32 protein-coding genes are annotated in these 26368 nt (G+C 35.7%); 25 read left to right on the top strand and 7 right to left on the bottom strand.

Features of this window, described 5'->3' with window-relative positions; genetic code table 11:
* The first annotated feature begins 4 nt into the window (after window positions 1–4).
* From UtA1_RS14125 to UtA1_RS14075, 11 genes are all read left to right on the top strand, one after another.
* Window positions 5–1081: a sulfate ABC transporter substrate-binding protein gene (locus tag UtA1_RS14125; protein ID WP_408647296.1), complete on the top strand. Its 1077-nt coding sequence runs from the start codon at window positions 5–7 to the stop codon at window positions 1079–1081.
* Between the two features lie 189 nt (window positions 1082–1270).
* Complete coding sequence (gene cysT / locus UtA1_RS14120; RefSeq protein WP_016839279.1) at window positions 1271–2104, top strand: sulfate ABC transporter permease subunit CysT; 834 nt, start codon at window positions 1271–1273, stop codon at window positions 2102–2104.
* Between the two features lie 15 nt (window positions 2105–2119).
* On the top strand, window positions 2120–2995 hold the full coding sequence (cysW, locus tag UtA1_RS14115; RefSeq protein ID WP_232019854.1) for a sulfate ABC transporter permease subunit CysW: 876 nt from the start codon (window positions 2120–2122) through the stop codon (window positions 2993–2995).
* Window positions 2996–3009: 14 nt separating this feature from the next.
* Window positions 3010–4080 carry a sulfate/molybdate ABC transporter ATP-binding protein gene (locus tag UtA1_RS14110; RefSeq protein WP_016839281.1) on the top strand — a complete coding sequence of 357 codons (1071 nt, stop codon included), beginning with the start codon at window positions 3010–3012 and terminating at the stop codon, window positions 4078–4080.
* A 333-nt stretch (window positions 4081–4413) separates the two neighbouring features.
* A complete protein-coding gene (locus UtA1_RS14105; protein ID WP_096551682.1) occupies window positions 4414–5268 on the top strand; it encodes a DUF72 domain-containing protein in 855 nt (284 codons plus the stop codon).
* Window positions 5268–6089, top strand: a complete 822-nt coding sequence (locus UtA1_RS14100; RefSeq protein ID WP_016839283.1) for a sulfite exporter TauE/SafE family protein — start codon at window positions 5268–5270, stop codon at window positions 6087–6089. The genes UtA1_RS14105 and UtA1_RS14100 overlap by 1 nt, the downstream gene beginning before the upstream one ends.
* 22 nt (window positions 6090–6111) lie before the next feature.
* Complete coding sequence (locus UtA1_RS14095; protein WP_016839284.1) at window positions 6112–7476, top strand: bifunctional metallophosphatase/5'-nucleotidase; 1365 nt, start codon at window positions 6112–6114, stop codon at window positions 7474–7476.
* A 90-nt stretch (window positions 7477–7566) separates the two neighbouring features.
* Window positions 7567–8664: an HD-GYP domain-containing protein gene (locus UtA1_RS14090; RefSeq protein ID WP_016839285.1), complete on the top strand. Its 1098-nt coding sequence runs from the start codon at window positions 7567–7569 to the stop codon at window positions 8662–8664.
* Window positions 8665–8733: 69 nt separating this feature from the next.
* A complete protein-coding gene (yunB, locus tag UtA1_RS14085; protein WP_026019140.1) occupies window positions 8734–9489 on the top strand; it encodes a sporulation protein YunB in 756 nt (251 codons plus the stop codon).
* Window positions 9490–9608: 119 nt separating this feature from the next.
* Window positions 9609–10508, top strand: a complete 900-nt coding sequence (gene lipA, locus UtA1_RS14080; protein ID WP_016839287.1) for a lipoyl synthase — start codon at window positions 9609–9611, stop codon at window positions 10506–10508.
* Window positions 10509–10550: 42 nt separating this feature from the next.
* On the top strand, window positions 10551–10883 hold the full coding sequence (locus tag UtA1_RS14075) for a YutD family protein (RefSeq protein ID WP_016839288.1): 333 nt from the start codon (window positions 10551–10553) through the stop codon (window positions 10881–10883).
* A gap of 41 nt (window positions 10884–10924) precedes the next feature.
* On the opposite strand, the gene UtA1_RS14070 is transcribed toward UtA1_RS14075, so the two are convergent.
* Window positions 10925–11191, bottom strand: coding sequence for a DUF3055 domain-containing protein (locus tag UtA1_RS14070; RefSeq protein ID WP_016839289.1), 267 nt, complete (start codon window positions 11189–11191; stop codon window positions 10925–10927).
* Between the two features lie 87 nt (window positions 11192–11278).
* Here UtA1_RS14070 and UtA1_RS14065 point away from each other — a divergent pair, with 87 nt between their 5' ends.
* Window positions 11279–11728, top strand: coding sequence for a DUF86 domain-containing protein (locus tag UtA1_RS14065; protein WP_016839290.1), 450 nt, complete (start codon window positions 11279–11281; stop codon window positions 11726–11728).
* Entirely contained in the window at window positions 11728–12492 is a 765-nt protein-coding gene (locus tag UtA1_RS14060; protein WP_096551680.1) for a TIGR01457 family HAD-type hydrolase, read from the top strand. The genes UtA1_RS14065 and UtA1_RS14060 overlap by 1 nt, the downstream gene beginning before the upstream one ends.
* Window positions 12493–12738: 246 nt before the next feature.
* Here UtA1_RS14060 and UtA1_RS14055 read toward each other — a convergent pair whose 3' ends face one another.
* On the bottom strand, window positions 12739–12975 hold the full coding sequence (locus UtA1_RS14055; protein WP_016839292.1) for a YuzB family protein: 237 nt from the start codon (window positions 12973–12975) through the stop codon (window positions 12739–12741).
* Window positions 12976–13149: 174 nt separating this feature from the next.
* On the opposite strand from UtA1_RS14055, the gene UtA1_RS14050 reads away from it, so the two are divergent.
* Window positions 13150–14220: an NAD(P)/FAD-dependent oxidoreductase gene (locus UtA1_RS14050; protein ID WP_016839293.1), complete on the top strand. Its 1071-nt coding sequence runs from the start codon at window positions 13150–13152 to the stop codon at window positions 14218–14220.
* 70 nt (window positions 14221–14290) lie between these two features.
* Here UtA1_RS14050 and UtA1_RS14045 read toward each other — a convergent pair whose 3' ends face one another.
* Window positions 14291–14620, bottom strand: coding sequence for a YuzD family protein (locus UtA1_RS14045; RefSeq protein ID WP_016839294.1), 330 nt, complete (start codon window positions 14618–14620; stop codon window positions 14291–14293).
* 83 nt (window positions 14621–14703) lie between these two features.
* Here UtA1_RS14045 and UtA1_RS14040 point away from each other — a divergent pair, with 83 nt between their 5' ends.
* On the top strand, window positions 14704–14940 hold the full coding sequence (locus UtA1_RS14040; protein ID WP_016839295.1) for a NifU family protein: 237 nt from the start codon (window positions 14704–14706) through the stop codon (window positions 14938–14940).
* Window positions 14941–15012: 72 nt separating this feature from the next.
* On the opposite strand, the gene UtA1_RS14035 is transcribed toward UtA1_RS14040, so the two are convergent.
* Window positions 15013–15726 carry a DUF2225 domain-containing protein gene (locus tag UtA1_RS14035; protein WP_016839296.1) on the bottom strand — a complete coding sequence of 238 codons (714 nt, stop codon included), beginning with the start codon at window positions 15724–15726 and terminating at the stop codon, window positions 15013–15015.
* A 145-nt stretch (window positions 15727–15871) separates the two neighbouring features.
* Here UtA1_RS14035 and UtA1_RS14030 point away from each other — a divergent pair, with 145 nt between their 5' ends.
* The 4 genes from UtA1_RS14030 to UtA1_RS14015 all read left to right on the top strand — a co-directional run bounded on the left by UtA1_RS14030 (window position 15872) and on the right by UtA1_RS14015 (window position 19457).
* Entirely contained in the window at window positions 15872–16243 is a 372-nt protein-coding gene (locus tag UtA1_RS14030; protein WP_016839297.1) for a HesB/IscA family protein, read from the top strand.
* A 181-nt stretch (window positions 16244–16424) separates the two neighbouring features.
* The gene (locus UtA1_RS14025; protein WP_016839298.1) at window positions 16425–16922 is read left to right on the top strand and encodes an NUDIX domain-containing protein; all 498 of its coding nucleotides are present in this window, start codon (window positions 16425–16427) and stop codon (window positions 16920–16922) included.
* A gap of 272 nt (window positions 16923–17194) precedes the next feature.
* Window positions 17195–18997 (top strand): carbon starvation CstA family protein, encoded by a 1803-nt coding sequence (locus UtA1_RS14020; RefSeq protein ID WP_096551678.1) that lies wholly within the window; start codon window positions 17195–17197, stop codon window positions 18995–18997.
* Window positions 18998–19127: 130 nt separating this feature from the next.
* On the top strand, window positions 19128–19457 hold the full coding sequence (locus tag UtA1_RS14015) for a YuiB family protein (RefSeq protein WP_016839300.1): 330 nt from the start codon (window positions 19128–19130) through the stop codon (window positions 19455–19457).
* 46 nt (window positions 19458–19503) lie between these two features.
* Here the strand turns inward: UtA1_RS14015 and UtA1_RS14010 are convergent, their stop codons facing one another.
* Window positions 19504–19980 (bottom strand): divergent PAP2 family protein, encoded by a 477-nt coding sequence (locus tag UtA1_RS14010; RefSeq protein WP_016839301.1) that lies wholly within the window; start codon window positions 19978–19980, stop codon window positions 19504–19506.
* A gap of 262 nt (window positions 19981–20242) precedes the next feature.
* Here UtA1_RS14010 and UtA1_RS14005 point away from each other — a divergent pair, with 262 nt between their 5' ends.
* The 4 genes from UtA1_RS14005 (at window position 20243) to UtA1_RS13995 (ending at window position 23149) form a co-directional block, all read left to right on the top strand.
* A complete protein-coding gene (locus UtA1_RS14005; RefSeq protein ID WP_096551676.1) occupies window positions 20243–21748 on the top strand; it encodes a leucyl aminopeptidase in 1506 nt (501 codons plus the stop codon).
* Window positions 21749–21825: 77 nt separating this feature from the next.
* Window positions 21826–22032, top strand: coding sequence for a hypothetical protein (locus UtA1_RS14000; protein WP_096551674.1), 207 nt, complete (start codon window positions 21826–21828; stop codon window positions 22030–22032).
* Between the two features lie 262 nt (window positions 22033–22294).
* Window positions 22295–22444: a hypothetical protein gene (locus tag UtA1_RS17295; protein ID WP_172597788.1), complete on the top strand. Its 150-nt coding sequence runs from the start codon at window positions 22295–22297 to the stop codon at window positions 22442–22444.
* A gap of 141 nt (window positions 22445–22585) precedes the next feature.
* A complete protein-coding gene (locus UtA1_RS13995; RefSeq protein ID WP_096551672.1) occupies window positions 22586–23149 on the top strand; it encodes a DUF5366 family protein in 564 nt (187 codons plus the stop codon).
* Between the two features lie 210 nt (window positions 23150–23359).
* Here the strand turns inward: UtA1_RS13995 and UtA1_RS13990 are convergent, their stop codons facing one another.
* Together UtA1_RS13990 and UtA1_RS17695 are read right to left on the bottom strand one after the other, a co-directional pair.
* Complete coding sequence (locus UtA1_RS13990) at window positions 23360–25048, bottom strand: transglycosylase domain-containing protein (protein WP_232019852.1); 1689 nt, start codon at window positions 25046–25048, stop codon at window positions 23360–23362.
* Window positions 25042–25209, bottom strand: a complete 168-nt coding sequence (locus tag UtA1_RS17695; RefSeq protein WP_232019851.1) for a hypothetical protein — start codon at window positions 25207–25209, stop codon at window positions 25042–25044. Before UtA1_RS17695 ends, UtA1_RS13990 begins: the two co-directional genes overlap by 7 nt.
* Before the next feature lie 264 nt (window positions 25210–25473).
* Here UtA1_RS17695 and UtA1_RS13985 point away from each other — a divergent pair, with 264 nt between their 5' ends.
* Together UtA1_RS13985 and UtA1_RS13980 are read left to right on the top strand one after the other, a co-directional pair.
* The gene (locus tag UtA1_RS13985) at window positions 25474–26061 is read left to right on the top strand and encodes a peptidylprolyl isomerase (protein ID WP_016839493.1); all 588 of its coding nucleotides are present in this window, start codon (window positions 25474–25476) and stop codon (window positions 26059–26061) included.
* A 17-nt stretch (window positions 26062–26078) separates the two neighbouring features.
* Entirely contained in the window at window positions 26079–26306 is a 228-nt protein-coding gene (locus UtA1_RS13980) for a hypothetical protein (protein ID WP_040764878.1), read from the top strand.
* The last annotated feature ends 62 nt before the right edge of the window (window positions 26307–26368 follow it).

Raw genomic sequence — 26368 nt, 5'->3', positions numbered from 1 at the left:
TTTTATGAAAAGAAAAGGGGAGAATGAGATGAGAAAAAAACTTTTATTAGGAATTGCCTTACTTATTTTATTGTTAGCAGCATGCGGTAAACAAGAACAGTCAAATGATAATGCATCTACAAACAACAATGCGAGCGAAAACAATACTTCTAAACCAGTTGAGTTGCTAAATGTTTCTTATGACCCAACACGTGAATTATATGAAGAATTTAATAAAGAATTTGCGGCTTATTGGAAAGAACAAACAGGTCAGGAAGTAACAATTCAGCAATCTCATGGAGGTTCAGGAAAACAAGCAAGATCAGTAATTGATGGAATTGAAGCGGATGTTGTGACGCTTGCATTAGCTTATGATATTGATGAAATAGCACAAACTCGACAATTATTAAATGAAGATTGGCAAACAGAATTTGAAAACAATTCTTCACCATATACATCAACAATCGTTTTTTTAGTTAGAAAAGGAAATCCGAAAAACATTCAAGATTGGGATGACTTAACGAAAGAAGGCATTTCGGTCATTACACCTAATCCAAAAACAAGCGGTGGTGCACGATGGAACTACTTAGCAGCATGGGCGTTTGCAAATAAAAAGTTTAATGGTGACGAAACAAAAATAAAACAATTCATGAAAGATTTATATAGCAATGTTGAAGTATTAGACTCGGGTGCACGTGGATCTACAACGACTTTCGTAGAACGTGGTATTGGTGATGTGTTAATCGCATGGGAAAATGAAGCATATCTTTCTCTTGCAGAATTCGGGGAAGATGAATTTGAAATTGTGACACCTTCTTTAAGTATTTTAGCTGAACCACCAGTGGCAATTGTCGACAAAATCGTTGATAAAAAAGGAACTCGCGAAGTAGCAGAAGCTTACTTGAACTATTTATACAGCGAAAAAGGGCAAGAAATTGCAGCGAAAAACTTCTATCGCCCTCGTGATGAAAAAGTGTTGGAAAAATTTAAAAATCAATTCCAAACTTTAGAGTTAATTAATATTGATGAATTTGGCGGGTGGCAAGAAGCCCAGAAAACCCATTTCGCAGATGGCGGAACATTTGATGAAATTTATCAATAATACAAAATATATGCTTCTACGTAAAGTGTTAATTTTGGGATGGAATGAAATAAATTAACTTTGAATAAACCACCATCAACATCTGAACGGGAAGCATCATTTGAGAAAACTGAATTTTTCGAAATAAAAGCATAAAGGAGAAGTATGACTCCTCCTTTATGCTGAATCTTCATTATGGAGATGGTGAGAGTGGAATTATCATTAAAAAGAAGGAAAAAAACTACTATTATTCCTGGTTTTTCTTTGACCTTTGGATATACGATGCTTTATTTAAGCATGATTGTCCTATTGCCTTTATCGATGATTATTGTAAATACGCTATCAATGAGTTGGAGTGAATTTTACGAAACGATTACCCATCCTCGGGCAGTAGCCTCTTATAAATTAAGTTTTGGAACGGCTTTCGTTGCTGGATTAATCAATGTTTTCTTTGGAACGATGATTGCATGGGTGCTTATTCGATATGAGTTTCCAGGAAGGAAAATCATTGACGGTCTTGTTGATTTGCCTTTTGCATTACCAACGGCGGTTGCAGGGATTGCGCTTACAACACTGTATGCACCGAATGGTTGGATTGGGCAATTTTTTGATTTTAAAATTTCTTATACGCCGCTTGGGATTATTATTGCCCTCACATTTATTGGGTTGCCATTTGTCGTTCGAACGGTGCAGCCAGTCTTGCAAAATTTAAGTAAAGAAGTAGAAGAAGCTTCAGCCAGTTTAGGGGCAACTAGATTCCAAACATTTGTGAAAATAATTTTACCTGAACTATATCCAGCAATGATTACAGGTTTTTCGTTAGCATTTTCTCGAGCTCTTGGTGAATACGGATCCGTCGTATTTATTGCTGGGAATATGCCGATGAAAACGGAAATTACTCCGCTTATTATTATGACGAAGCTTGAACAATACGATTATGTTGGTGCAACAGCAATCGCAATTGTCATGTTATCGGGTTCGTTTATCATCCTGCTATTTATTAATTTCATTCAATGGCGAATGAATAGGAAATTTTATCATTAATGAGGAGGGCAAGTAATGACCAAACCATTGGAGGTAAAACAAGAAGTGCCCGTTGTTACAAGAACAACCAGTAACTCTTATTTTTTGAAAGAATCAGCAACTGTAAAGTGGTCATTGATTACGATTTCATTCCTTTATATTAGCCTATTTTTAATACTTCCGTTGATTTCGATATTTGTCACTGCCTTCGAAAAAGGTTGGGAAACGTATGTTGCATCGATTGTTCATCCAGATGCACTAGCAGCAATTAAACTAACTATTACCGTTGCACTGATTGTCGTACCATTGAATGCGATTTTCGGAATTGCAGCTGCTTGGTTGATTACGAAGTTTTCTTTTAAGGGAAAAAATTTATTAATTACGCTTATTGACTTGCCATTTGCCGTCTCCCCAGTAATTGCAGGTTTAATTTTTATTTTACTTTTCGGTGCTCAAGGATTGTTTGGTGAATGGCTCTTTGAACATGATATAAAAATTGTATTTGCATTACCGGGCATCATCCTTGCTACATTGTTCGTGACATTTCCCTTCATTGCAAGGGAGCTGATTCCTTTAATGCAAACACAAGGAGTAACTGAGGAAGAAGCTTCTATTTCGCTGGGAGCAAGCGGGTTGAAAACTTTTCTCTATGTCACGTTGCCAAATATTAAATGGGGATTATTGTACGGCTTAATATTATGTAATGCCCGTGCAATTGGTGAGTTTGGCGCTGTTTCTGTTGTATCGGGACATATTCGAGGATTAACTAATACAATGCCGTTGCATATTGAAATTTTATATAACGAATATCAATTTACAGCGGCTTTAGCTGTCGCTTCCATCATGTCAGTGTTAGCGATTATTACAATCATTATTAAAAATATTGTTTCATGGAAAGCTAAAGATGTGTAAGGTAGGGAGAGCTTATGAGCATTCAAGTAAAAAATGTATCAAAATCTTTCGGCTCATTTCAAGCGCTGAAAGATATTTCAGTTGATATCGAATCTGGTGAATTAATTGCACTACTAGGCCCCTCTGGATCTGGGAAAACCACGCTATTACGTATTCTTGCAGGGTTAGAAGGGCTTGATGAAGGAGCAATCTATTTTGATGGCGAAAATATTACAAATGTAAGTCCAAAGGAGAGAAAAGTCGGTTTTGTTTTCCAACATTATGCGTTATTCCGTCATATGACTGTGTTTGAAAATGTTGCATACGGATTAAAAGTGCGTCCGAGAAAAACGAGACCTTCCAAGCAAGAAATTGCAAAAAAAGTTAATGAATTATTGGAGCTTGTTAAACTTCAAAACTTTCAAGATCGATATCCTTCACAACTTTCTGGTGGTCAGCGTCAACGAGTTGCATTAGCGAGAGCACTTGCAGTCGAACCGAAAGTATTATTGCTCGACGAACCGTTTGGCGCTTTAGACGCAAAAGTGAGAAAAGAGTTGCGAAGGTGGCTGCGCCAACTGCATAATGAGTTTCACGTGACAAGCATTTTTGTTACCCATGATCAGGAAGAAGCACTTGATGTGGCGGATCGCATTATTGTCATGAATAATGGAAAAATCGAGCAAATTGGTACACCAGATGAAGTATATGAGAACCCAAAAAGTCCTTTTGTTTATGACTTCTTAGGAAACGTAAATATTTTTCGTGGACGTTTACAAAATGGAAAGCTAAGACAGGGGCAATTTGAAATCAGTGCTCCAAATTATCTTGATTCCCATGATGAGGCAGTTGGATATGTTCGTCCTCATGACATTCAAATTGAAAAAGAAAAAGTTGACAACGAAACAGTTGCCGCAAAAATCACGTTTATTCATATCGTTGGCCCAACTGTACAAATAGAATTAAAAAGGGAAGATAATGGTGAATTTTTAGAGGCTGAATTAACAAAGGAACATTATAAAAATCTAGAAATTCAAAAAGGGGATATCGTGTATGTTCGCCCAAAACAATTAAAAGTGTTCATACCGGAAGATTTCTCAATATAATAGTTATATTTTTATAGAGCAATTAATAATTTCTATCCGACGAGAAAACTAGAGGCCATCTAAGTAGCAATTGCTATTTTATGGTCTTTTATTTTTGCTAAATACGCTTTAGTTGGAATGCGTCAAATTAAATTATAGTTAAGAGTAAAAAATACGCTTATTAAATCATCCTATTTAATGAGTGTAATCATTCGTTCCCAAATTTCTTGAGACATGACCAAAGTAATCAAGTTGGAAAGAGTTCGATTTGCGTATTGCTTAATCGAACTTTTTTTGTATAATCGTTTATACTTTTTTATATACAACATAATGAGGTAAAATGGAGAGAAAGAAATGATAAAAATTGGTCTTACTGGATGGGGTGACCATCCTACAATATATCGTGAAAACTCCACAAAAAGAGATAGGCTTTTTGATTACAGTGGTCATTTCCCAATAGTGGAAGTAGATACATCCTTTTATGCAATTCCATCAGTGAAAAATGTTGAAAAGTGGATAGAGGAAACGCCAGAAAATTTCCAATTTATCGTGAAGGCATATCAAGGAATGACCGGTCATGGTAGAGATAATATTCCGTATCAAAACCGACAAGAAATGTTTGAAGCATTTCGCCAATGTGCCAATGCATTTCACAAGTCCAATAAATTAGCTATGGTACTAGTCCAATTCCCACCATGGTTTGATTGTACCTCTCAAAATGTAAAGTATATTGTATATGTTAAACAACAATTAGAAGAGTTTCCAATTGCTATTGAATTTCGTAACCAAACTTGGTTTCAAAGTGATAGAGAGGAAGCAACGATTCAATTTTTAAGAGAAAATGGACTAATTCATACCGTTTGCGATGAACCACAAGCCGGTATTGGTTCAGTGCCCTTTGTTCCGAAAGTAACAAATAAGAAAGTACTTGTCCGTTTGCATGGAAGAAATGTTTTTGGATGGCGTAATTCGGGTGCTCCTAATTGGAGAGAGGTTCGTTTTTTATACGACTATACAAAAGAGGAGCTAGAAGATTTAGCAAACAAAATAAAAGATTTGGAATCCAATGCGGAAGAAGTTTTTGTACTTTTTAACAACAATTCAGGGCATCATGCAGCAAGTAACGCAAAAATGTTTCAAGAAATTTTAAATATCAATTTTGAAGGTCTTGCACCGAAGCAATTAAATTTTTTTGAAGGGGAATTTTAATGGGATATTTACTTCTTTCCATCATCGCACTTTGTGCTGGAATATTAGGTTCGTTAGTTGGATTAGGGGGAGGGGTTATTTTAATACCAGCAACGCTTTTTTTCGGTATTAATTTAGGCTTTTTTCCTGACATTACTCCGCAGCGAGTCGTTGGTTTATCTGTAATCATGATGATTTTCATAGGTTTGTCTTCAACGATTTCATATATGAGATCAAAACAAGTGGATTTCATAAGCGGATTAATTTTTTTTATAGGTAGTGCACCAGGTACAATATTAGGCGCTTGGTTAAACAAAGGGTTGGATATTGATTCATTTAATTTATATTTCGGTTTTTTACTAATCGTTTTGTCAACAATATTGTTTGTACGAGATAAGTTAAAGCCCATTAACTGGTTTATTGATCACGGATTAAAAAGAAGTTTTACAGATCGCCAAGGCCAAAGTTTCGAATATGGCTATCCTATATGGTTTGCTGTTCTCTTTTCCTTCTTTGTCGGCATGATTTCAGGATTATTTGGCATAGGTGGAGGTTCATTACTTGTTCCTGCAATGGTGTTATTGTTCCGTTTTCCACCACATGTTGCAGTTGCTACTTCGATGTTTATGGTGTTTTTAACATCATTAGTCAACTCGATGAGTCATATATATTTAGGAAATATCCCTTGGCACTATACAATTCCCGTAATTGTTGGGGCTTATGTAGGTGCGAAATTAGGTTCAGCTTTAAACAAACGATTGAAATCAAAAACGGTTGTTCTTGTATTGCAAATCGTTATGGTATTAATCGGTATCCAATCGATTTTAGAGGGGCTATTTTAAATATTGAGAGATGGTGAATAGTTTGCTAGAAACGATTCATTTTTATCATACAAATGATTTACATAGCCATTTCGAATATTGGTTGCGTTCTCAATTTTTCATTCGAAAAGAACGCCTTGCCTACGCAGAACGTGGAGAACCTAGTTTTTTATTTGACATTGGCGACCATTTAGATCGTTCGAATATATATACCGAAGCAACGCTCGGTTTAGGGAACGTCAAACTATTAAATGAAGCTCAATATGATGTCGTTACAATCGGAAATAATGAAGGAATTACGTTAGATTTTGACGAACTTTATCATTTGTATGATGAAGCAAATTTTGAAGTAGTTGTCGCTAATTTAAAGGCAGCAAATAGAGAAAATCCGAAATGGCTAAAACCATATACAATCTTAGAGACTAAATACGGAACAAAAATAGGTGTAATTGGTGCTACAGCTTTTTATGAATTGTTTTATAAAGAACTTCAATGGGATATTGTAGAGCCGAGAAAAAAGATAATTTCTATTGTTAAACAGCTTAGGGAGCAAGTCGATATCTTACTATGTTTATCTCATTTAGGAATTACGGAAGATGAATTATTGGCTCAAGATTGTCCAGATTTAGATGTAATTTTTGGTTCTCACACTCACCACTTTCTTGAAACAGGTAAAATGGTAAATGGTGTTTTGCTCACTGGTTGTGGTAAATTCGGGGCATATACTGGACACTTAACGATTCAATTTGATCACCGCGAGCGAAAAATTATTCGGAAAGAAGAAAAGATTATTGATAATGCATTGTTACCTGAAATTGACGGGGAAGTGGAGTTTCTAGAACAGTTATCGAGCACTGGCAAGGAGTTAATGAGCGAAACGATTTTCCAAACAACGAAAAGTTATAATAAAGAATGGTTTCATCATTCCCAAATTTCTAGGCTTTTTGCAAAAGCAGTATTGGAACATACGGGTGCCGATTGTGCGATGTTTAATGCAGGAATATTTTTAGATGGCTTGAAAAAAGGTAATATTAGTAAATATGATATTCATCGAATTTTACCCCATCCCATTAACTTATGTGTTGTAGAAATAACTGGTAGACAATTGAAGGAAGTGTTTCTTCAAGCGAAGAATGATGAGTGGTCACAACTTGAGTTAAAAGGATTAGGTTTTAGAGGATTAATTTTTGGAAAAATATTAACGTATGATTTTTCGGTAAACAAAAATCGGGAATTAATTGTAAAAGGAGAAGTCAGTGACTTAAATCGAACATATCAATTAGCGACGCTTGATATGTTTACTTTTGGATATTTTTTCCCTAATTTTAAATATGCGAAAAAGAAATATTTTTTACCATATTTTTTGAGGGACGTTTTAATAGATTATTGTAAACGGTATTTAAATTGAAAATTTTTACTAAAATGTTCCTAAATGATATTACTGGCTATATAATATAATTTGGAATACTGAAATCGGCAGAATGGGGTAAACATTATTATGCGACTCATTTCTATTAATGCAGCAAAACCAGGAATGATAATGGGGAGAGCAATTTTTAACGAATCAGGACACCCATTAGTGCAGCGACATGTAAAAATGACCGAGGGCATTATACGAAGATTAAAGCAAATGAACATTCAATATATATATATTGAAGATGAAATTTCCAAGGACATTGTAGTGGAAGAGACGGTACCCCTAGAACTCAGAGCAAAAGCTGTATCGAATATTGAGCGTTCTTTCCGTCAAATGAAAGGATTAAATAGTCGTGATGCGGCTTTTGTTTTAGATAAGCAATCAAAAAAGTTGAATTTTTTAGTAGATGATTTGTTAAAAACGATATTTAGCAATAATGAAATGTTAACGATAATAACGGATACTTATCTTTATGATGAAGCGTTGTTCCAACATTCCTTTAATGTAACCCTTTATTCTCTTGCAATAGCGAAAGAACTCGGATACCCGTATGAAGATTTACGTACAATTGGAATTGGCGCATTATTACACGATGTAGGTAAAATGGTGCTGCCACTCGAAATTTTACATAAACCTGGACAATTAACTGATGAAGAATTTGCCATTATGAAACTACATACCCGTTACGGGTTCAATATTTTACGAAATTTACATACGGTTTCTTTATTAGTTGCTCATTGTGCCCTGCAACATCATGAACGTTTGGATGGCAGTGGATATCCAAGAGGATTAGTAGACAATGAAATTCATCCATATGCAAAGATTATTGCCGTGGCCGATGTTTTTGACGCGGTGACATCTAATCGGGTTTATCGCGATAAAATGTTGCCTTCGGAAGGAATTGACCTAATTGAATCTGATAGTGGCACACTTTTTGAAAAACGAGTGGTAGATGCTTTGATTAAAAGTGTTGTACACTATCCAAATGGAACGGTTCTTTGTTTATCGGATGGAAGAAGGGGAATCGTTGCAAAACAAAATACTAAACAATCCTCCCGTCCCTATGTTCGCATTTTTGAGGAAAACGGTATGTTATTAAAGTCTACGTATCTTTTAAATTTAGAAGAATTTCCGCAAGTTGAGATATTAAGAGTAGATACTGAATATTTACAGCCTTGAATAGTCATCTCCTCCTGTTCATAAAATTAGCTAGGAGGAGATTTTTTGTTTTCACGAAAACCTCGTAGAATGATGATTCGGTCACCGAATAGACGAAAAAAAAGAGCAAATCGTTTTGCATTATTTCTTATGAGCTTTGTATTCACTGTGATATTATTTTTATATTTTTTAAACTCTCGATTGATGCCAACCTATTTAGATTATGCTGAAGTACAAACATATAAAATCGCCTCGCATGTAGTAAGTAAGGCAATCAATGCAAGAACTTCAAGCGTGCTAGATGTGAATGAAATAATTGAGGACTTGCCTACGGAATCAGACTACATGTTGACAACGAAATTTAATACTGAAATTATTAACCAAGTCCGCGCGGAAACGACAGCCCTCGTAAAAGAACATCTAGAAATGGCGGAAAGGGGAGACTTGTCCCAGCTTCCTGAATTAGAAAATGTAGAATATGATGTTTCGGAAATTCAAAGAGGGGACGGCATTGTCTTTTTTGTTCCACTTGCTCAAGCGTTAAATCTGCCCCTATTAGGTAACTTAGGACCTAAAGTGCCAATACGTTTTCACATCATTGGAAATGTTTCGAGTGATGTTGCGACAACCATAACAGAGTTTGGAATCAATAATGCACTTGTAGAAGTGAACATTCGCTTAAAAGTAAATGTCCAAATCATCGTGCCATTTGCTAGTAAAACTGCTACTGTAGAACAAACGATTCCAGTCGCAATTGGACTAACTAGAAGCCAAGTTCCAAATATTTATACAAACGGTGGAGATGGTGCACAACCTTCTATTGAAGTCCCTGTTCCATATGAATAATAATAGAAAATAATATTAATGAACTTTATCGATATTGTTAGTTGTTGCAAAAGCATTAACATGATATATTGACAAGTAGGTTATACTATTTTTTCTTAATTGATAGGGGCTGATACGAAATGAGCAATAAAGAAATTTTAAGGAAACCCGAATGGTTAAAGATAAAGTTAAATACGAACGAAGAATATCGAGATTTAAAAAAATTAATGCGAGAAAATAACTTGCATACTGTTTGTGAAGAAGCACGCTGTCCAAACATTCATGAATGTTGGGGAGAGCGGAGAACGGCAACGATGATGATTTTGGGGGCTGTTTGTACCCGAGCATGCAGATTCTGTGCGGTTAAAACGGGACTTCCAAATGAGCTGGACTTACAAGAACCAGAACGTGTTGCTGATTCAGTAAAAATTATGAATTTAAAACATGTCGTAATCACAATGGTTGCGCGTGATGATTTAAAAGATGGCGGAGCAAGCATATTAGCTGAAACAATTCGCGCCATTCGACGTAAATCACCGCAAACTTCTATTGAAGTCCTACCTTCTGATTTAGGCGGGGTAGAGGACAATTTACGCATTGTCATGGATGCAAGACCAGATATTTTGAATCATAATATCGAAACTGTTCGAAGACTTACTCCGAGAGTCCGTGCTAAAGCAACGTATGACCGTTCACTAGAGTTTTTGCGCCGAGCAAAAGAAATGCAACCGGATATTCCGACAAAATCTTCTTTAATGATCGGACTCGGTGAAACATGGGATGAAATTTTAGAAGTAATGGATGATCTCCTTGCTAACAATGTTGATATCATGACAATCGGACAATATTTACAACCAACGAAAAAACACTTACCAGTTAAAAAGTATTATTCACCTCTAGAATTTGGAAAACTTCGAAAAATTGCGATGGAAAAAGGTTTCAAACATTGTGAAGCAGGTCCTTTAGTTCGTAGTAGTTATCATGCGGATGAACAAGTGAATGAAGCAACGAAAACTAGACAACTCCAAGCAGAGATGTAATGAAATAAAAAGTGATCTAGTCGTAGAATTGGAGGGGTTTGGGTGATTGTAGTCGAAGGAATTGGCTATGAGTTAATTGAAAATTATCGTGACGGTTTTCAAGACGAGGCATTTATAAATCGATATACGGACGTATTAGCGAAGTATGATTATATCGTCGGAGATTGGGGATATGGTCAACTTAGATTAAAAGGATTTTTTGATGATCGTAATCAAAAATCTACCTTTGATAATAAAATTAGCACCGTTCAAGATTATTTATTTGAGTATTGTAATTTTGGGTGTGCATATTTTATTTTAAGAAAAATTGGCCGAGTCCCACAAGAAAAGCTTGTATCAGCTCCGCAGGGGTATTCTCACGACAAAATAAAATAAGAAAATGAAGGCCATCTCCCTTGTTGGAGATGGCTTATTGATTATGACAATAATTCCATTAAATATTCTCTTAAATCTTCAGCCTCTTCTTCTGTTTTATTAAAAACATGTTCTAAATAGCCAGGTTCTTCTAAATCATCTGGTCCGATAATCGCAAATCGGCCAAATTGCATATCTAAAACAAGAACTTTTCCATAAAAACGTGTCGATTGCATAATCGCTAAATCATAGCGAAGTTTTTTTCCAGTAAAGCTGACAAATCTTGTCTTTGTATCTTCTATATCATCATATAAGAAAAATCGTTCCATCGCTGTTTTGGTCTCCTTCCAATACTACAGAATATGTTACTATAGAAGCGGGAAAACTATCAACTTTTTGAATTGGAGGCATTTGTCATGTATTTTGTTGACAGAAATAAAATTACGAGAACTTTATCATATTTAGATGAAATCATCGCCATTTTTGAACAGAAAGAAGATTGGTTAAAAGATGATATAACAAAATTAGCATTGGAACGCATTACACATAATGCAATTGAATCAGTCATCGACGTTGGAAACTTGATGATTGACGGTTTTATTATGAGAGATCCTGGCAGCTATGACGATATTATTGACATTTTGATTGATGAAAAAGTTATCGCAAGTGAAAAAGAAAAGCCATTCAAAGAATTAATCAGTTTACGCAAAAATATCGTCCGTGAATTTACACAAGTAGAAATTGAAAAGGTTTATGAAGTGTTAAAAAATACATTACCAGCGTTAAAAACATTTTCAAAAGAAGTAACGCAATATTTGGAAAATGAATTAGGACCAGTGTCCGCATTTTTACCGGAGGATCGTTGATGAAGCACTATCGAGCGTACTGTTTTGATTTAGATGGCACAGTATATCGTGGAAAAGAAGTTATTCCTACTGCCATCCAATTCATCCATCAATTAGAAGATAAACAGTTAGATTACTTTTTTGTAACAAATAATTCGTCGAAACCTCCTTCCCAAATTAAACAAACACTTCAGCAGTTCGGATTGAACGTTTCTGAAAAACAAATTTACTCAAGTTCATTAGTGACTGCAAAATATGTGAAAAAGCATTTTGGACAAGCTAAAGTATTTGTTATTGGCCAGGATGGAATCCGTTATGCACTTCAACAAGAAGGAATTGACATAGTGGAAGAAAATCCTGATGTAGTTGTAATGGGAATTGATCGAAAAATTGATTATGAAAAATTAACGAAAGCTTGTATTGCTGTTCAAAATGGAGCAACCTTAATTGGAACGAACGAAGATATTAAATTCCCAACAGAAAAAGGGTTCCATCCAGGGAACGGTTCTTTTGTTAAACTCGTTAGTCAAGTTTCTAATGTGGAACCAATGTTTATGGGGAAACCGTCGCCAGTTATGCTAGAAATGATACAGCAAGAATATGGCTATAACAAAAATGAGATGCTAATGATTGGAGATAATTACGATACGGATATTTTATGTGGTATTCGCTTTGGCTGCGATACTGTTCATGTCAATACGGGTGTCGTGAATACGGAGAAAGTTAAAGAAAAAGGGGTACAACCAACTTACTGCATTAATGATTTAAGTGAATTTGAATTATAAGCGTAACAAAAATTTGTCATAATAAATGATAGATATACGTTATAGCTAGTTGTCTTCTGCGGTACTCCTTTATAACTTGCATTTATCACATATAAAATGCGACGAGAGGGGGCATTTGATGTGGCCACCTGACTACCGTAGAGACAGCTTAAAAATATTCATAGTAAATATTTGAGCCTGACCAAAAAGTTTGTACTTTTGGTCAGGCCATTTTTCAATCTGTATCTAAACGAAATGATGACATGATTAAAAAAGAGGGTTGTCTTTAATATATTCATAAATCTTTTTCGTCAATTCTTCAGGAGTATCAGCTTCAACCATGTCTCCATTGACGAGAGCATATAACTTCTCTGAACACATTGTACAATAACTTAAACAACCGTATTCAAGAACATCTATATTTGGATCATTTTCCAATACATCATATGTTTCTTGAGAGCCCATTGCTAAATTCGAAATACAAAATTCTACTAACGGATTCACAAAGGTTCACCTCACTCAAAAAAATCCTACTCTTAAATTTTACATTCGTCAATGAAATAAACTTTATGTGAATCCTTTCACAAAAAACTATTGTGAAATCTCTCACAATGTAATATACTAATGTTTGTGTAAATTTAGTGAACTGCAAGCAATAAAAAAATAGGGGAGTTTTCTATGAAAAAACTTGTATTACTAGGCGGCGGTTATGGCAACATGCGTATTTTGCTTCGATTGCTACCTAACCAAATTCCAGAAGATACGATGATTACATTAATTGATCGCAATCCGTTCCATAGTTTAAAAACAGAGTTTTACGCACTTGCAGCGGGGACAACAACTGACAAAAAAGTACGAGTTGATTTTCCTGAACATCCAAGATTAGAAAAGGTGTACGGAGAAATTACAAAAATTGATCGTAAGGAAAAAACGGTTCATTTACAAGATGGAACGGTTATCCCATATGATGATTTAGTAATCGGTCTAGGCTGTGAAGATGATTATCATGGTGTACCTGGAGCAGAGGAGTATACATTGAGCATTCAAACGATAGCAAACTCTCGCAAAACGTTTGAAATGTTATGCGGCTTACCTCCAGGTTCTATCGTTGCAATCGTAGGAGCAGGATTGAGTGGTATTGAGATTGCTAGTGAATTAAGAGAAAGTCGCTCAGATTTACAAATTAAATTGTTTGACCGATCTTCTCGTATTTTACGTTCATTCCCTGAAAAACTAAGTAAGTATGTAAAAGAGTGGTTTGAAAAAAATAATGTAGAAATCGTTGCAGAATCTAACATTACAAAAGTGGAACCTGGAAAAATCTATAATCATGATGAAGTAATTGAAGCAGATGCCATTGTTTGGACAGCTGGTGTGCGTCCGGTGAAAATTGTTCGAGAAATGGATGCTGAAAAAGATAATAAAGGTCGACCACTTGTCAACCAATATTTCCATCTCGTTGATGATGAGCATGTTTTCGTTGTAGGAGACTGTGCTTCATCTGATTTGCCAGCCAGTGCACAACTTGCTGAAGAACAAGCTGAACGAATTGTTCGTGTGTTAAAACATCGCTGGAAAGGTGAAGCGTTACCAGAAAAAATGCCAGATATCAAATTAAAAGGATTTATGGGATCTTTAGGGAAGAAACAAGGATTTGTTTATATTGCGGATACAACGGTAACAGGTAGAATTGCACGTTTACTTAAGTCAGGATTGCTTTGGATGTACAAACGTCAAAACGATAACTAAATGAAAAATTCGCAAGTATTTTCCTTGTAATACTTGCGAATTTTTAACGTGAAGAAAACGTATGTTAATATTACTCGCTAGGCTCAAAACCTAATTTTTCTAAAGCTTTAAAAACCGGCTGTATTTGGATATATCCTTCTCCGACAACTTCATTGTTAATAAGTACTAGAGGATAAAAATATTCATCATTATGAATGCGTTCAGCATATTCTTGATCCCGTTTATCTGTTAGCGGTTCGTTGATATCAATGTAGCGAATTGTAAATGGTTGATTCGGATATTTCCGTTTAATCGCTGCTTCTAACCATTCGTAAGTGTCTTTGGATGAAGGTGCATTAACGCAACTTGCACAAAGAACGTCGGCACCAAAAACTTCAATAATTGGCATATTTTTATTCATATTATTACACCTTTCGTTACGATAATAATGGATTTTTTCTCTTGTTCACATTATAATAATTTTAATGAAAGGAGTCGAGGAATATGACAAATACTGAACAATTTGAACAAGTAAAAGAAGTTTTAGATAAATTACGCCCGTTCTTACTACGCGATGGTGGAGACTGCGAATTAATTGATGTGGAAGACGGCGTTGTAAAATTACGTTTACTAGGTGCATGTGGTTCATGCCCAAGCTCTACAATTACATTAAAAGCCGGCATCGAACGCGCATTATTAGAAGAAGTACCTGGTATTGTTGAAGTAGAGCAAGTTTTCTAATTGAAAAACGACTAAACTAATTGAAAACGGTGTACTCTTCTATTTAATATGAATAGTGAGTACACCGTTTTTTTATTCAGTAATTACATTTCCTTGATTTCGCTCTTCGCGAATGATTTGCCATTGTTCCTTAGCCATTTCTATTATTTTAGGTTCTCCACCATGTCGTTGATTTTCTATTACTCTTGAGAAGAATCTCGTTGCATTTGATATGTCCCCGATTCTTCGTGAAAGTTCAGCAATCAAGTACATAACACGGATTCCGCTCATTCCAGTGCTTAAATAGTCTTCTGTTGAGTAAGAATCCATATATAAATCTCTGGCAATTTTTAAAAAACGTATTTCTTGTTCTTTATTTTGAAGAGTACGATATAGCCAGCCAATTCGAAGAGCAAGACCTGCTCTTGCAATGAATTTTTCATTTTTTAAATTACCGCAAACGAGTGCGAGTTTATATGATTGTATTGCTTGGGCTATTGTACGTTCACCGCTAAAGCTGTGTGGAACCCATTTTTTCGTAATTTGCTCTTGAATTTTTTCCCGTGTACCTGGTGCAAAATATTTAGAAAAATCTTCGGTGAAGGAAAAGCCGCAGTGTTGACAAACAAATACATTGTAGTATAAAGGATTGACATTCGAATCAGAATAAATGGGACGAAAATCAGTTTCAGTATTTTCAACTTTTACGAACTTGGAACGAACTTTTAGGGTAGGAAATTTTTTTTCACAAAAAATACAAACTACTTTTTTTACATAAAAAGGGGAGATTTCTGTATGGTTTTCCATAATATACTACCTCCTGAGCAGTAGGTTATAAGACTATTATACTGGCAGATTCAATAAATGAGTTTAACAATAATGTGTATAAAGCAGTTTCATTGTCATATTCATGATTGCACTGTTATTATATTGTTTAAGGAAGGTGATTCGGATGAGTGCAGAAAAAAGAGTTATTGAATTAACAGAAGCAGCTGCATTTCGCGTAAAAGAGATGGCAAAACATAATGAGGAAGAAAGTTCTTATTTACGTTTAGCTGTTCATGGTGGTGGTTGTAGTGGTCTTACTTATGGCATGAATTTTGATCAAAATGTAAATGAAGATGATTATATCGATGAACAGCACGGAATTAAAATTTTAGTATCACAACAAGATGCCCCTATTTTAATGGGGACAAAAATTGATTATAAACAGTCGTTAATGGGCGGTGGATTTACGATCGACAATCCGAATGCCATTGCATCTTGTGGTTGCGGTTCATCTTTCAGAACAGCGAAAGTTACTGGCACACCGGAAGAATGTTAAAACGATTTATATTAATTGGGCTGTCTAGAAGAGAAATTTCTGGCGGCCTATTTTTATGAATTTTTTTAAGTGAACTAGGTGCTACTACCAAATAAGGAGATAGCTGAAAGTTTTATAGATATATTCAAATAGCTATAAGCGTTGTAAAATAGTGGTAAGTTTAAACAAAGGGTGAGTATATATGAAAAAAGAACGAGGAAAAGTATGGTTAGGTGCAGGAGCTGTTGTTGTCAATTCAGATGGAAAATGGCTCGTTGTAAAAAAGAGATATAGTGGATTAAAAGGAGTATGGTCAATTCCAGCAGGATTTGTGCAACTAGGTGAAACTGCTGATGAAGCAGCACTCCGGGAAGTAAAAGAAGAGACTGGGATTGATTGTATCGTAACCGGCATGGTTGGATTTAGAACGGGGGTTATAAGAGGAGAAGTAAGTGATAATATGGCCATTTTTGCTTGTAAACCAATTAATGAAGAGCAACCGATTTGTATTCAAGAACGCGAACTAATTGACGCCAAATGGCTTTCTGTCGAGGAATTATTAACTGGCGGAGAAGCTTCCATCATGCTACAAAACATGGCAAGTGATACTTTAATTCAGCATCAGCTATCAAAAAATGAGGGGATTAATCCAGGAGATTGGTTTCAATATACATCCTATCGTGTGTTTTTTAACAAGTAATCTTTGAAACTTTATTGAATAAATCAAAGAATAGGATAATAGTATAGTAAAAAAAAGAGATTGATTTTTTTGAAAAAATATAAAATAATGATAAAAAAATATTTTTTTGTAAAAGTTGTAATTTTTATACTATTACAAAAGAAATTTCATATTGTTTATTACATTTTCAACAATTTCTAAAGGGGGATTGGACAAGGGGGTTATTTTAAAATAGAAATCGATTCTGTTAGTAGTTATTCCAAGAAATAAATACTAAGGGATGGGGGAATTTTATGAATGGACTTTCTATTGTAATCGGTGCCATCTGTATACTCGTGATTGGATACCGATTATATGGTTATTTTTTTACAAAAAAAGTTTTGTTAATCAATGAAAAAACACCAACACCTGCCCATGAATTAAACGATGGGCAAGACTATGTGCCGACGAACAAATGGGTAGCATTCGGACATCACTTCGCCGCAATCGCTGCAGCTGGGCCGCTTGTTGGACCTGTACTTGCTGCACAATTTGGATATTTACCAGGTTTACTATGGTTGTTAATTGGTGCGGTGATTGGTGGAGCAGTACATGATGCCGTTGTATTATTTGCATCCATGCGCAAAAAAGGGAAATCCCTTTCTGAAGTGATGAAAGAGGAGCTGGGGCCGGTTGCAGGATTCTGTACAGGTCTTGCTATGTTATTCATCATTACGATAACAATGGCTGGTCTTTCCATGGTAGTGCTTGGTGCATTAGAAAGAAATCCGTGGGGAACTTTTGCAGTAGGAATTACAATCCCAATTGCTATGCTTGTTGGGATTGCCTATAAAAAGACTGGTAACTTAGTTGTAACATCTACGGTTGGATTCATTTTATTAATGATCGGCGTCTTTGTTGGACCGTATATTCAAGGAACAGTGCTTGGTGATTGGTTGACGTTAGATCGCCAAACTTTGGCGTTGATCTTACCGATTTATGCATTTTTTGCTGCGGCATTGCCGGTATGGTTTTTGCTTGCACCAAGGGATTATTTATCAAGCTTTATGAAAATTGGGGTATTTATAGCTTTAATTATTGGGGTATTTTTCGTTAACCCTGTTATTCAATTCCCAGCAGTAACAGAATTTATTCATGGTGGAGGGCCAATCATTGCAGGTCCTGTATGGCCATTTGTTTCAATTACCATTGCTTGTGGTGCCATTTCTGGTTTCCATGCATTCATTGGATCTGGAACAACGCCTAAGATGTTAGATAAATGGGAAGATATTCGCGTTGTAGGATTTGGAGCTATGCTAGTCGAAAGTTTAGTAGGGGTAATGGCGCTTGTTGCAGCTACTTCTTTGCATCCTGCTGATTATTTCGCAATCAATGCAGCTCCAGCAGTATTTGCCACATTAGGAATGGAAGTTGTCAACTTACCTCAATTATCACAAGCGATAGGTATTGATTTAGAGGGAAGAACGGGCGGTGCCGTATCCCTTGCAGTAGGGATGACACAAATTTTTACTGGAGTGCCATGGTTCACAGAAATGAGCGGTTACTTCTACCAATTTGTCATCATGTTTGAAGCGGTGTTCATCTTAACTGCAATCGACGCAGGTACTCGTGTAGCCCGCTACTTAATTCAAGATTTCTTAGGAGATGTCATCAAACCGTTACAACGGACAGATTGGTTGCCTGGTACAATCATTGCTAGTGCTTTAGCGTGTTTCATGTGGGGGTATTTACTGTACACAGGTGAAATTGGACCAATTTGGGCGTTATTCGGTGTATCTAACCAGCTAATGGCTTCCATTGGATTAGTTATTGGTGCAACAGTTGTATTAAAAATTGCAACAAAACGGATTTATGTTTTAACTTGTATTATTCCATTAGTATATTTATATATATCAGTAAATGTTGCAGGAATTTGGATGATCAAAAACGTGTACTGGAATCCAGCAGCATCTGGTTATTCTGTATTAAATGGCATATTATCCGTCATAATGTTGATTTTAGGTGTTGTTGTTGTGATTACGGCTATTAAATCATGGATTAATCTATGGAATAGTCCAAGATTTGTAAATGGTAAAGCGGTAGGAGAAGCAGTATAACATAAATTTAAGTCTAGCATTCTATAGTTGGAATGCTAGACTTTTAATTTTAATAATGATTTGTTTTTCCATTTGAAAGGACAACTTAATTAGGTTAAACTAGGTAAAGGAAAATGGAGGTTATACATACATGGGTGGTTCTGTATCAATTGTTCAATTAGTGATCTCGATTGTACTATTTTTTGTTATGTTTTTTGGAATCGGTTTCTTATTAAATATGCTTCTTCGTATGACATGGTTAATGACGATCTTATATCCGATTGTCGTTATTTTTATTATTGATGAAGTGAGTTTTTTAGATTATATATTCAAACCTACTGTCGCATGGCCTGCTTTGTGGGATAAAGTTTTATCTCTTCAAGTGGTGGATATCGCCATTTTGTCTGGTGGATTTGTAGGTACAATTGTTGCGGGTATTGTTATGATTATATTAAGAAAGAACGGTTATCGAATGTTTTAAAAAAGGATATATCCAAAAGTGAAAGACGCTTTTGGATATATCCTTTTTATATGATGAAAGAATAGAATATGAAGGAAATTAGAATACCAGTTATGGCACCAGATAATACTTCATTCGGCTTATGACCTAACAATGTTTTTAATTCTTCGTGTTTTTCATGTTCATGTTTATCAGTCCAATGTTTCATATCCCTAAAGAATATGGTTAACTCTTGGCGTATCTTGTTTAACATAGCTGCATGTTGACCTGCCTGATATCGTACGCCGCTAGCATCATACATTACGATTCCAGCAAACAATGCAGCAATGGCAAATACAGGTGAGTCAAAACCGGTCTCGTATCCGATTGCAGTAGCAAGACTTGTCACTGCAGCTGAATGAGAACTAGGCATGCCGCCTGTAGACGTTAAAAGAGACCAGTTAATTTCTTTTGTAAACAAAAAATGTATGGGTACTTTAATAAATTGTGCAAAAAAAATTGAGAATATCGCTAGAAGTAATGGTGCGTTTTGAAATATTGCCAAACCGTAAAAACCCTTCCTTTCACGTCTTTCCATAAGTATAGCATAACTAATATACAACAATTAACGTTTTGAAGTAAAAAATTTCTTAATTATTTAATTTTTTTGTTAGCGAAATTGTTTAGGATATGAGACAAATAAAAGGAACTTCAAAGCAATTTTGGCTTCATGATACTAGTCCACTTCTTAATAAAAATTGGGTTATACTTATAGTGGATAGATATATTGAAGCTCGTATACGATGAATTCTATTTGGAGGTTAAAGATGATTATTCAAAAAGAGAGAAAATCCTTTGAACAAATATCGACTGAATTGTTAATTGTGGGAGTTCAAAAAAACTGCGACCATATTAAAGGATGGAAAGAATTCGTATCATTTTACGGAGAACATGTTGAAAAATGGATTCGTACGGGAGATATCGAAACGGAGCGCAAAAAATTAACAAAGATTCCTTATTTGGGAGCTAATGAACATTTACAACGAATATTATTTGTAGGATTAGGTGATACGAAAACATTAACGCGTAATGAATTGCGAGACACATTTGGATTAGTGGGCAAAAAACTTCGGGAGATGAAAGCGAATCGATTTACGATTTGGTTAGAATCTTTTACAGCAGATCCTATTCAAGAAAAAGATATTGCGTTTTTATTTGCTGAAGGGAGTGGCATGGGTTTTTATCAAGTTCCCCATTATAAAACAACTTCTAATGAACCAGATGTTTATTTGGATGAAGTTCAATTCGTTACGAATGCAGATATTGATGAAATTGTTGAAAGCTACAAACTTGGAAAGATTTACGCAGATGCAGTGAATGAAGCAAGAACGTTGGTGAATTTGCCACCGAATATATTGAAAGCAACTGATTTAGCGGAATATGCTGTGAATTTGGCAAACAACTATGGCTTTGAAGTAGAAATATTAAATAAGGAACAACTCGAAGAATTAGGAATGGGAGGCATTTTAGCGGTAAATAGAGGCTCAACGAATGAACCGAGAGTTATTACATTAAAATATAAGGGAACAGAAGAATGGAAAGACGTAATTGGATTAGTTGGAAAAGGAGTAACTTATGATACAGGAGGCTACTCCATCAAATCGAAAACTGGAATGGTAGGCATGAAAGGAGATATGGGGGGAGCTGCATCGGTACTTGGAGCCATGAAAATTATTGGAGAAATGAAGCCAAAAAAGAATGTTGTCGCAGTTATTGGCGCAACTGACAACATGATTTCAGGAGATGCCTTTAAACCTGATGATGTCATCACGACTTACAGTGGAAAAACGGTGGAAATTAAAAATGCCGATGCAGAGGGCCGTCTCGTTTTAGCCGATGCAGTCACTTATGCAAAACAACAAGGAGCCGATTATTTAATTGATGTGGCTACGTTAACAGGCGGGGTCATCACAGCTTTAGGATATGATAAAACGGGCGCATTATCGAATAACGAAGCGTTTTTCGATGCTTTTATTGAAGCAAGTGTGAAAACTGGAGAATTTGTTTGGGGCATGCCGCTTACTGAAAGGGATAAAAAACGCATCCGTGATTCACAAATTGCAGATTTAAATAACTCTCCTGGAAGCGATGGACATATGATTTTTGCAGGTGGATTTGTTGGAGAATTTGTAGAAAATACACCGTGGATTCATTTAGATATTGCCGGGACATCTGATACTACAAAACCCCATGAGTTGGGGCCAAAAGGTGCAACAGGTGTGATGGTTAGAACACTTGCGACATTTATCAAAGATTTTACATTTCATATATGATAAATGTTCACATTAGGCAATTCACATAGCTTTGCCTCTTTTTCTTACATATGTTATCAAAGAAAAGGAGGTTTACTATGACTGGTTATCGCCATAATCAACGTCCTGGATACCATCATCGTGATGGATTTAGTAACTTTGGCTATCCGTTTATTGGTGGATTTTTAGGTGGATTATTAGGAAATGTCTTTTATCCACAGCAATTTTATTATCCACCTAGCTATCCATATTATCCTTACTATCCATACTACCCTCCGTTTTACCCGCCATTCCGCCGTTATTAAAAAAGGGGTGCGTTCAATCGCACTCCTTTTTGAGCTCTTTCTGTCGAAGGTCATATCGAGTAAATGAGGCGGATAGATGGTGTGAAAGTGCATGTACTTACCCGGGGAGGTCTGGCGGATATGTGAAGTACGCTTCATAACCTACTTAGTGATAAGTAGCTGAACCGTCAGAAGTCAGCCAAGGTCATCGTATTAGTTGGTTTAGAACTATTAAGAAGGACCGAACAATTAAGAGAGAATAGCCCTTGGCATTCAGTGAGTCATGATGAACACAGAAAACGTAGTACCTCACTTGAGGAAGGAAGCGGTGAATCCCGCGGGGGACCTCTTGGAGGATGGAGTGACCACTGGCATAAAGAGAACAGCTATTCAAGGAAGTTATATAAAAACTTGCGTCAATCATCTTAATTGAACCGCCGTATACGGGACCGTACGTGCGGTGGTGTGAGAGGACGGGAGTTAATCGCTCCCTCCTACTCGATTTCTTCTCTTGATAGATTGAAATTTTTTGTTATGATATGGTAGGAAAATACAATAAACGAGGCAAAGTACAATGAAAAATCCATACGTATATGGTTATTTACCATTATTTTCAATTATTCTGTATAGCCTAACTTTTGGAATTTTTACAGTAAGTAAGTCTATTCAACTTTTTCAATCTATTGGAATCTATAATGGCATGCGAGAATTTCTAACAGATGTAGAAATTCGGATGCTATTATTGTTTGTATTCTTCCTTTGCTTTTTCATGCTGTTTTCAGCTTTAAAATTGATTGGAGAAACGATTCACGAAATAGGGATGTTGTTTTTTTCAAAGGATTCAGAAGGGGGTGCTGTTAAAGCAGCACGCGGAGGATATGTACTTTTCTTTATCGGAAGCCTTATTAGCGCCTTTGCTGTCCAATCCTTTACTGCACTACTAATCATTTTTGCATTATCACTATTTTGTTTTTTCGTCTATTCAATCTATAAAATGAGCCAATATATGTCTTTATCTGGGATGATTGGATTAATCGCCTTTGAAATTCTCTTTTGGTCTTTTTTTATAACAGTCGTCATTTTTGTTTGTATGAAACTTTACAACGGGATTTTGGCGAGTTTGCCTTTTGCTAAATAAGGGATGGACACTCTTATGCTAATCTGATTGAAGCGAAAGGAAAGTTCCTGCCGTGTTCGCTTCGTCGCAATTTATCTGCGATGAAAGCAATATGAAAGTAAAGCTTTCCTGCGGGAATGGACATGAATAAGAGAGGAAAGCCCATGCCCGCGGAAAGCTTCCAGCTGAAGCGAAAATCTATGATAGAAAAATATCATCCAAATAGTCATTTTATTGGTTAATAATACGGTTAAATATGTTGAAATGAATTCGATCGTCTTCTAATTGAAGCATAGATGTTGGTTGATCATAGCCAATCCAAACGGCTGCGGTATATTCATTGGATAATCCAGCGATCCAAAAATCTCGATATTCGTTCGTAGTGCCTGTTTTTACCCCAATATAGGATGAATTTGCATGAATCCCTCTCCCTGTTCCACTTCGCACTACTTCGTTTAATAATGAACGCATGTATTGTACAGTTTGTTTAGACCATATTTGTTTCCGTTCCGATGGCCACTGATACAATATGTTTCCTTGTTGATCGGTAACTTTTCGAATTGCATGGGATTTAACGTAACTTCCATCGATAAAGCTTGTATATGCATCGGCCAATTCTAATGTAGTTACACCGTATGTTAGTCCACCTAATGCAGCTGCGTAGTTTTTATCTTGTTCTACAATCGATTTAAAATTGAATTGTTGTAAATATTGAAAGGCTGTCTCTATACCAACTTTTGAAAACAGACGAACAGCTGACGTATTCAAGCTATGTTTAAAGGCAGTTGAAATCGTTACATCGCCATAGATTGCTCCGCCGTAGTTTTGTGGACAAAACGCCCCAATGCAATATTTTCCTCCATTCACGATGGAGGAAGGTGAATAATTTGTTCTTTCAAATAGCGGTGCATATACAATTAACGGTTTAAAGGATGAACCTGGCTGTCTCGGAGCCTGATAAGCTCTATGAAAATCGAATTTATTGTAGTTTTTTCCAGCATACATACTCACGATTTCCCGCGTCTCATTTTCAATGACAACCGCGCTAGATTGCAAATTTTGAATGGTTAAAAGAGAATTAATTGATACATCATCTTTTGATTGTTTTTCAGGATCTAATGCTGTATGTATGATGATGCCAGAATAAAGAAGTTCATTGATTTTGTTATCTAATTCTTTTTGAAGCAGCAATTTTTCCTCTGGTGAAGCTTGTTGCAGCGCTTCGTTGTATCCCTCAGTTTCTGCAATTAATTGATTCAGTTCATGTAATACATACGTGCTGTAAGCAGGGAAGTTTTGCGTTTTTTCTTTTATGTTCAACCGAATGGGTTCTTCTTTATATTGTTTTGCTTCATCAAGGGAGATGACATTTTCTTTTGCTAGAAGATCAATTAAACGTTCTTGACGTGCTTTCGTATTGTCAAAATGCTTTAACGGATCATAAATAGAAGGGTTATTTGGTATAGCTGCAATAAAGGCGATTTCCGCAACGGATAAATGTTGTATTGGTTTTTGAAAATAATAGGTTGCAGCTGAATTAATACCATACACTTGATGACCGAAGTACATTTCATTTAAATACATTTCAAAAATGCTGTCTTTATCATATAGTTTTTCTAGTTCGTAAGCATACAACACTTCCATTAGTTTGCGTTCATATGTTTTCTCTTCCGATAAATAAAGCATTCGAACAAGCTGCTGGGAAATTGTACTGCCCCCTTGTTGAATAAAATTTTGTTCCGCATTGGTTATGACAGCCCTCATGATAGCACTTATGTCAAAACCGATATGTTGATAAAAATCTCGATCTTCACTCAAAATAAAAATTTGTTTAACGATTTCGGGTATTTCTTCTATGGGAATAGGATTTCTCCATTCCACGTAATCTTCGTTAAATAAATCTCCGTTTCGATCTAACATTTTAACAGGAAGCTGTTTTTTATTTCTGGGAGTTTGATTTGTTCCTGAATTTGTTCTTTATGATTTTGTGCTTTGGCTGCTTCTTCCCAAATTTTGTCTCCAACAACAAAAAGAAGAGGGAAGAGGCAAAGAATCATAAGATACCCTAACAATTGCCTCACATTTATTCCTCCTATTGCCTACAAGAAAGAATACCATATTTTTCATTAGAACAGTTCACTTTTCATATCATTACAACATGTTTATAAAGAAATTTCCGAAAAAGATGAATGAAAGAAAGAGGAGTATAACAACTTAAAATAAGTAGAAATAGAAGTGAAATAACTTAATTAGCGGAAAAAATTCATGTTTTATGGTAAACTGAAACGAGGAAAATAAGAAAATGTAGTCATCACTATGATTTTATTTATAAAGGAGAAGAAGAAATGTACCCACAATTAACGAAAGAATTAAACCCTGGAGAAATCTTAGTTGAAATGAAAACGACAATGGGGTCAATGAAAATAAAGTTGTTCCCAGAACATGCACCTAAAGCGGTTGAAAACTTTTTAGGTCATGCAAAGTCAGGTTATTATGAGGGTATTATTTTCCACCGTGTTATTGCTGATTTTATGATTCAAGGCGGAGATCCAACTGGTACAGGTATGGGAGGGGAATCCATTTGGGGAGAACCTTTCGAAGATGAATTCCATCCTGAACTGTTTAATTTACGTGGAGCGTTATCCATGGCGAATGCTGGTCCAAATACGAATGGTTCTCAATTCTTTATTGTACAAATGCCGCAAGTACCAAGTGATATGATTGGACAAATGGAACAAGCAGGTTTTCCAAAAGAAATCATTGAGGAGTATGCTCGTATTGGAGGAACACCTTGGTTAGACTATAAGCATACTGTATTTGGTCATGTTGTTGAGGGTATGGAAGTTGTAGATAAAATTGCCAATGTCGAAACAGATTTCCGAGATAAGCCGTTAGAAGATATTAAAATAGAATCAATTACAGTGCTTGAATAAGACGACAGAAAGAAGTGATGATTGTGCACTTGCTATTATTATATGGCGATTTTTTATATTTTCCGGAAGACAAAAAAGCATATATTCCAGCTGCAGTTGAATTGATATTGCTATTTGTACTTTGTTTTGCTGTCTTTTTCCTTGTAAAAAAAATATCAAAAATACAAGAAATGAAGACAAAAGAGTTGGAAAAGCGAATGTTGCGTGAGCGTAAACAAAATAAAGACACAATAATAAAAGAGTAGGGTTTGCTACATGAAAAGGCTGTCTAATAAGCATAAGCTTTTAGACAGCCTTGATTGTTTTA

The sequence above is a fragment of the Ureibacillus thermosphaericus genome (genome assembly GCF_002370195.2).
Taxonomy (GTDB): domain Bacteria; phylum Bacillota; class Bacilli; order Bacillales_A; family Planococcaceae; genus Ureibacillus; species Ureibacillus thermosphaericus.
Note: the sequence above shows the minus strand (reverse complement) of the source record. Positions and strands in the feature narration are given on the sequence as shown.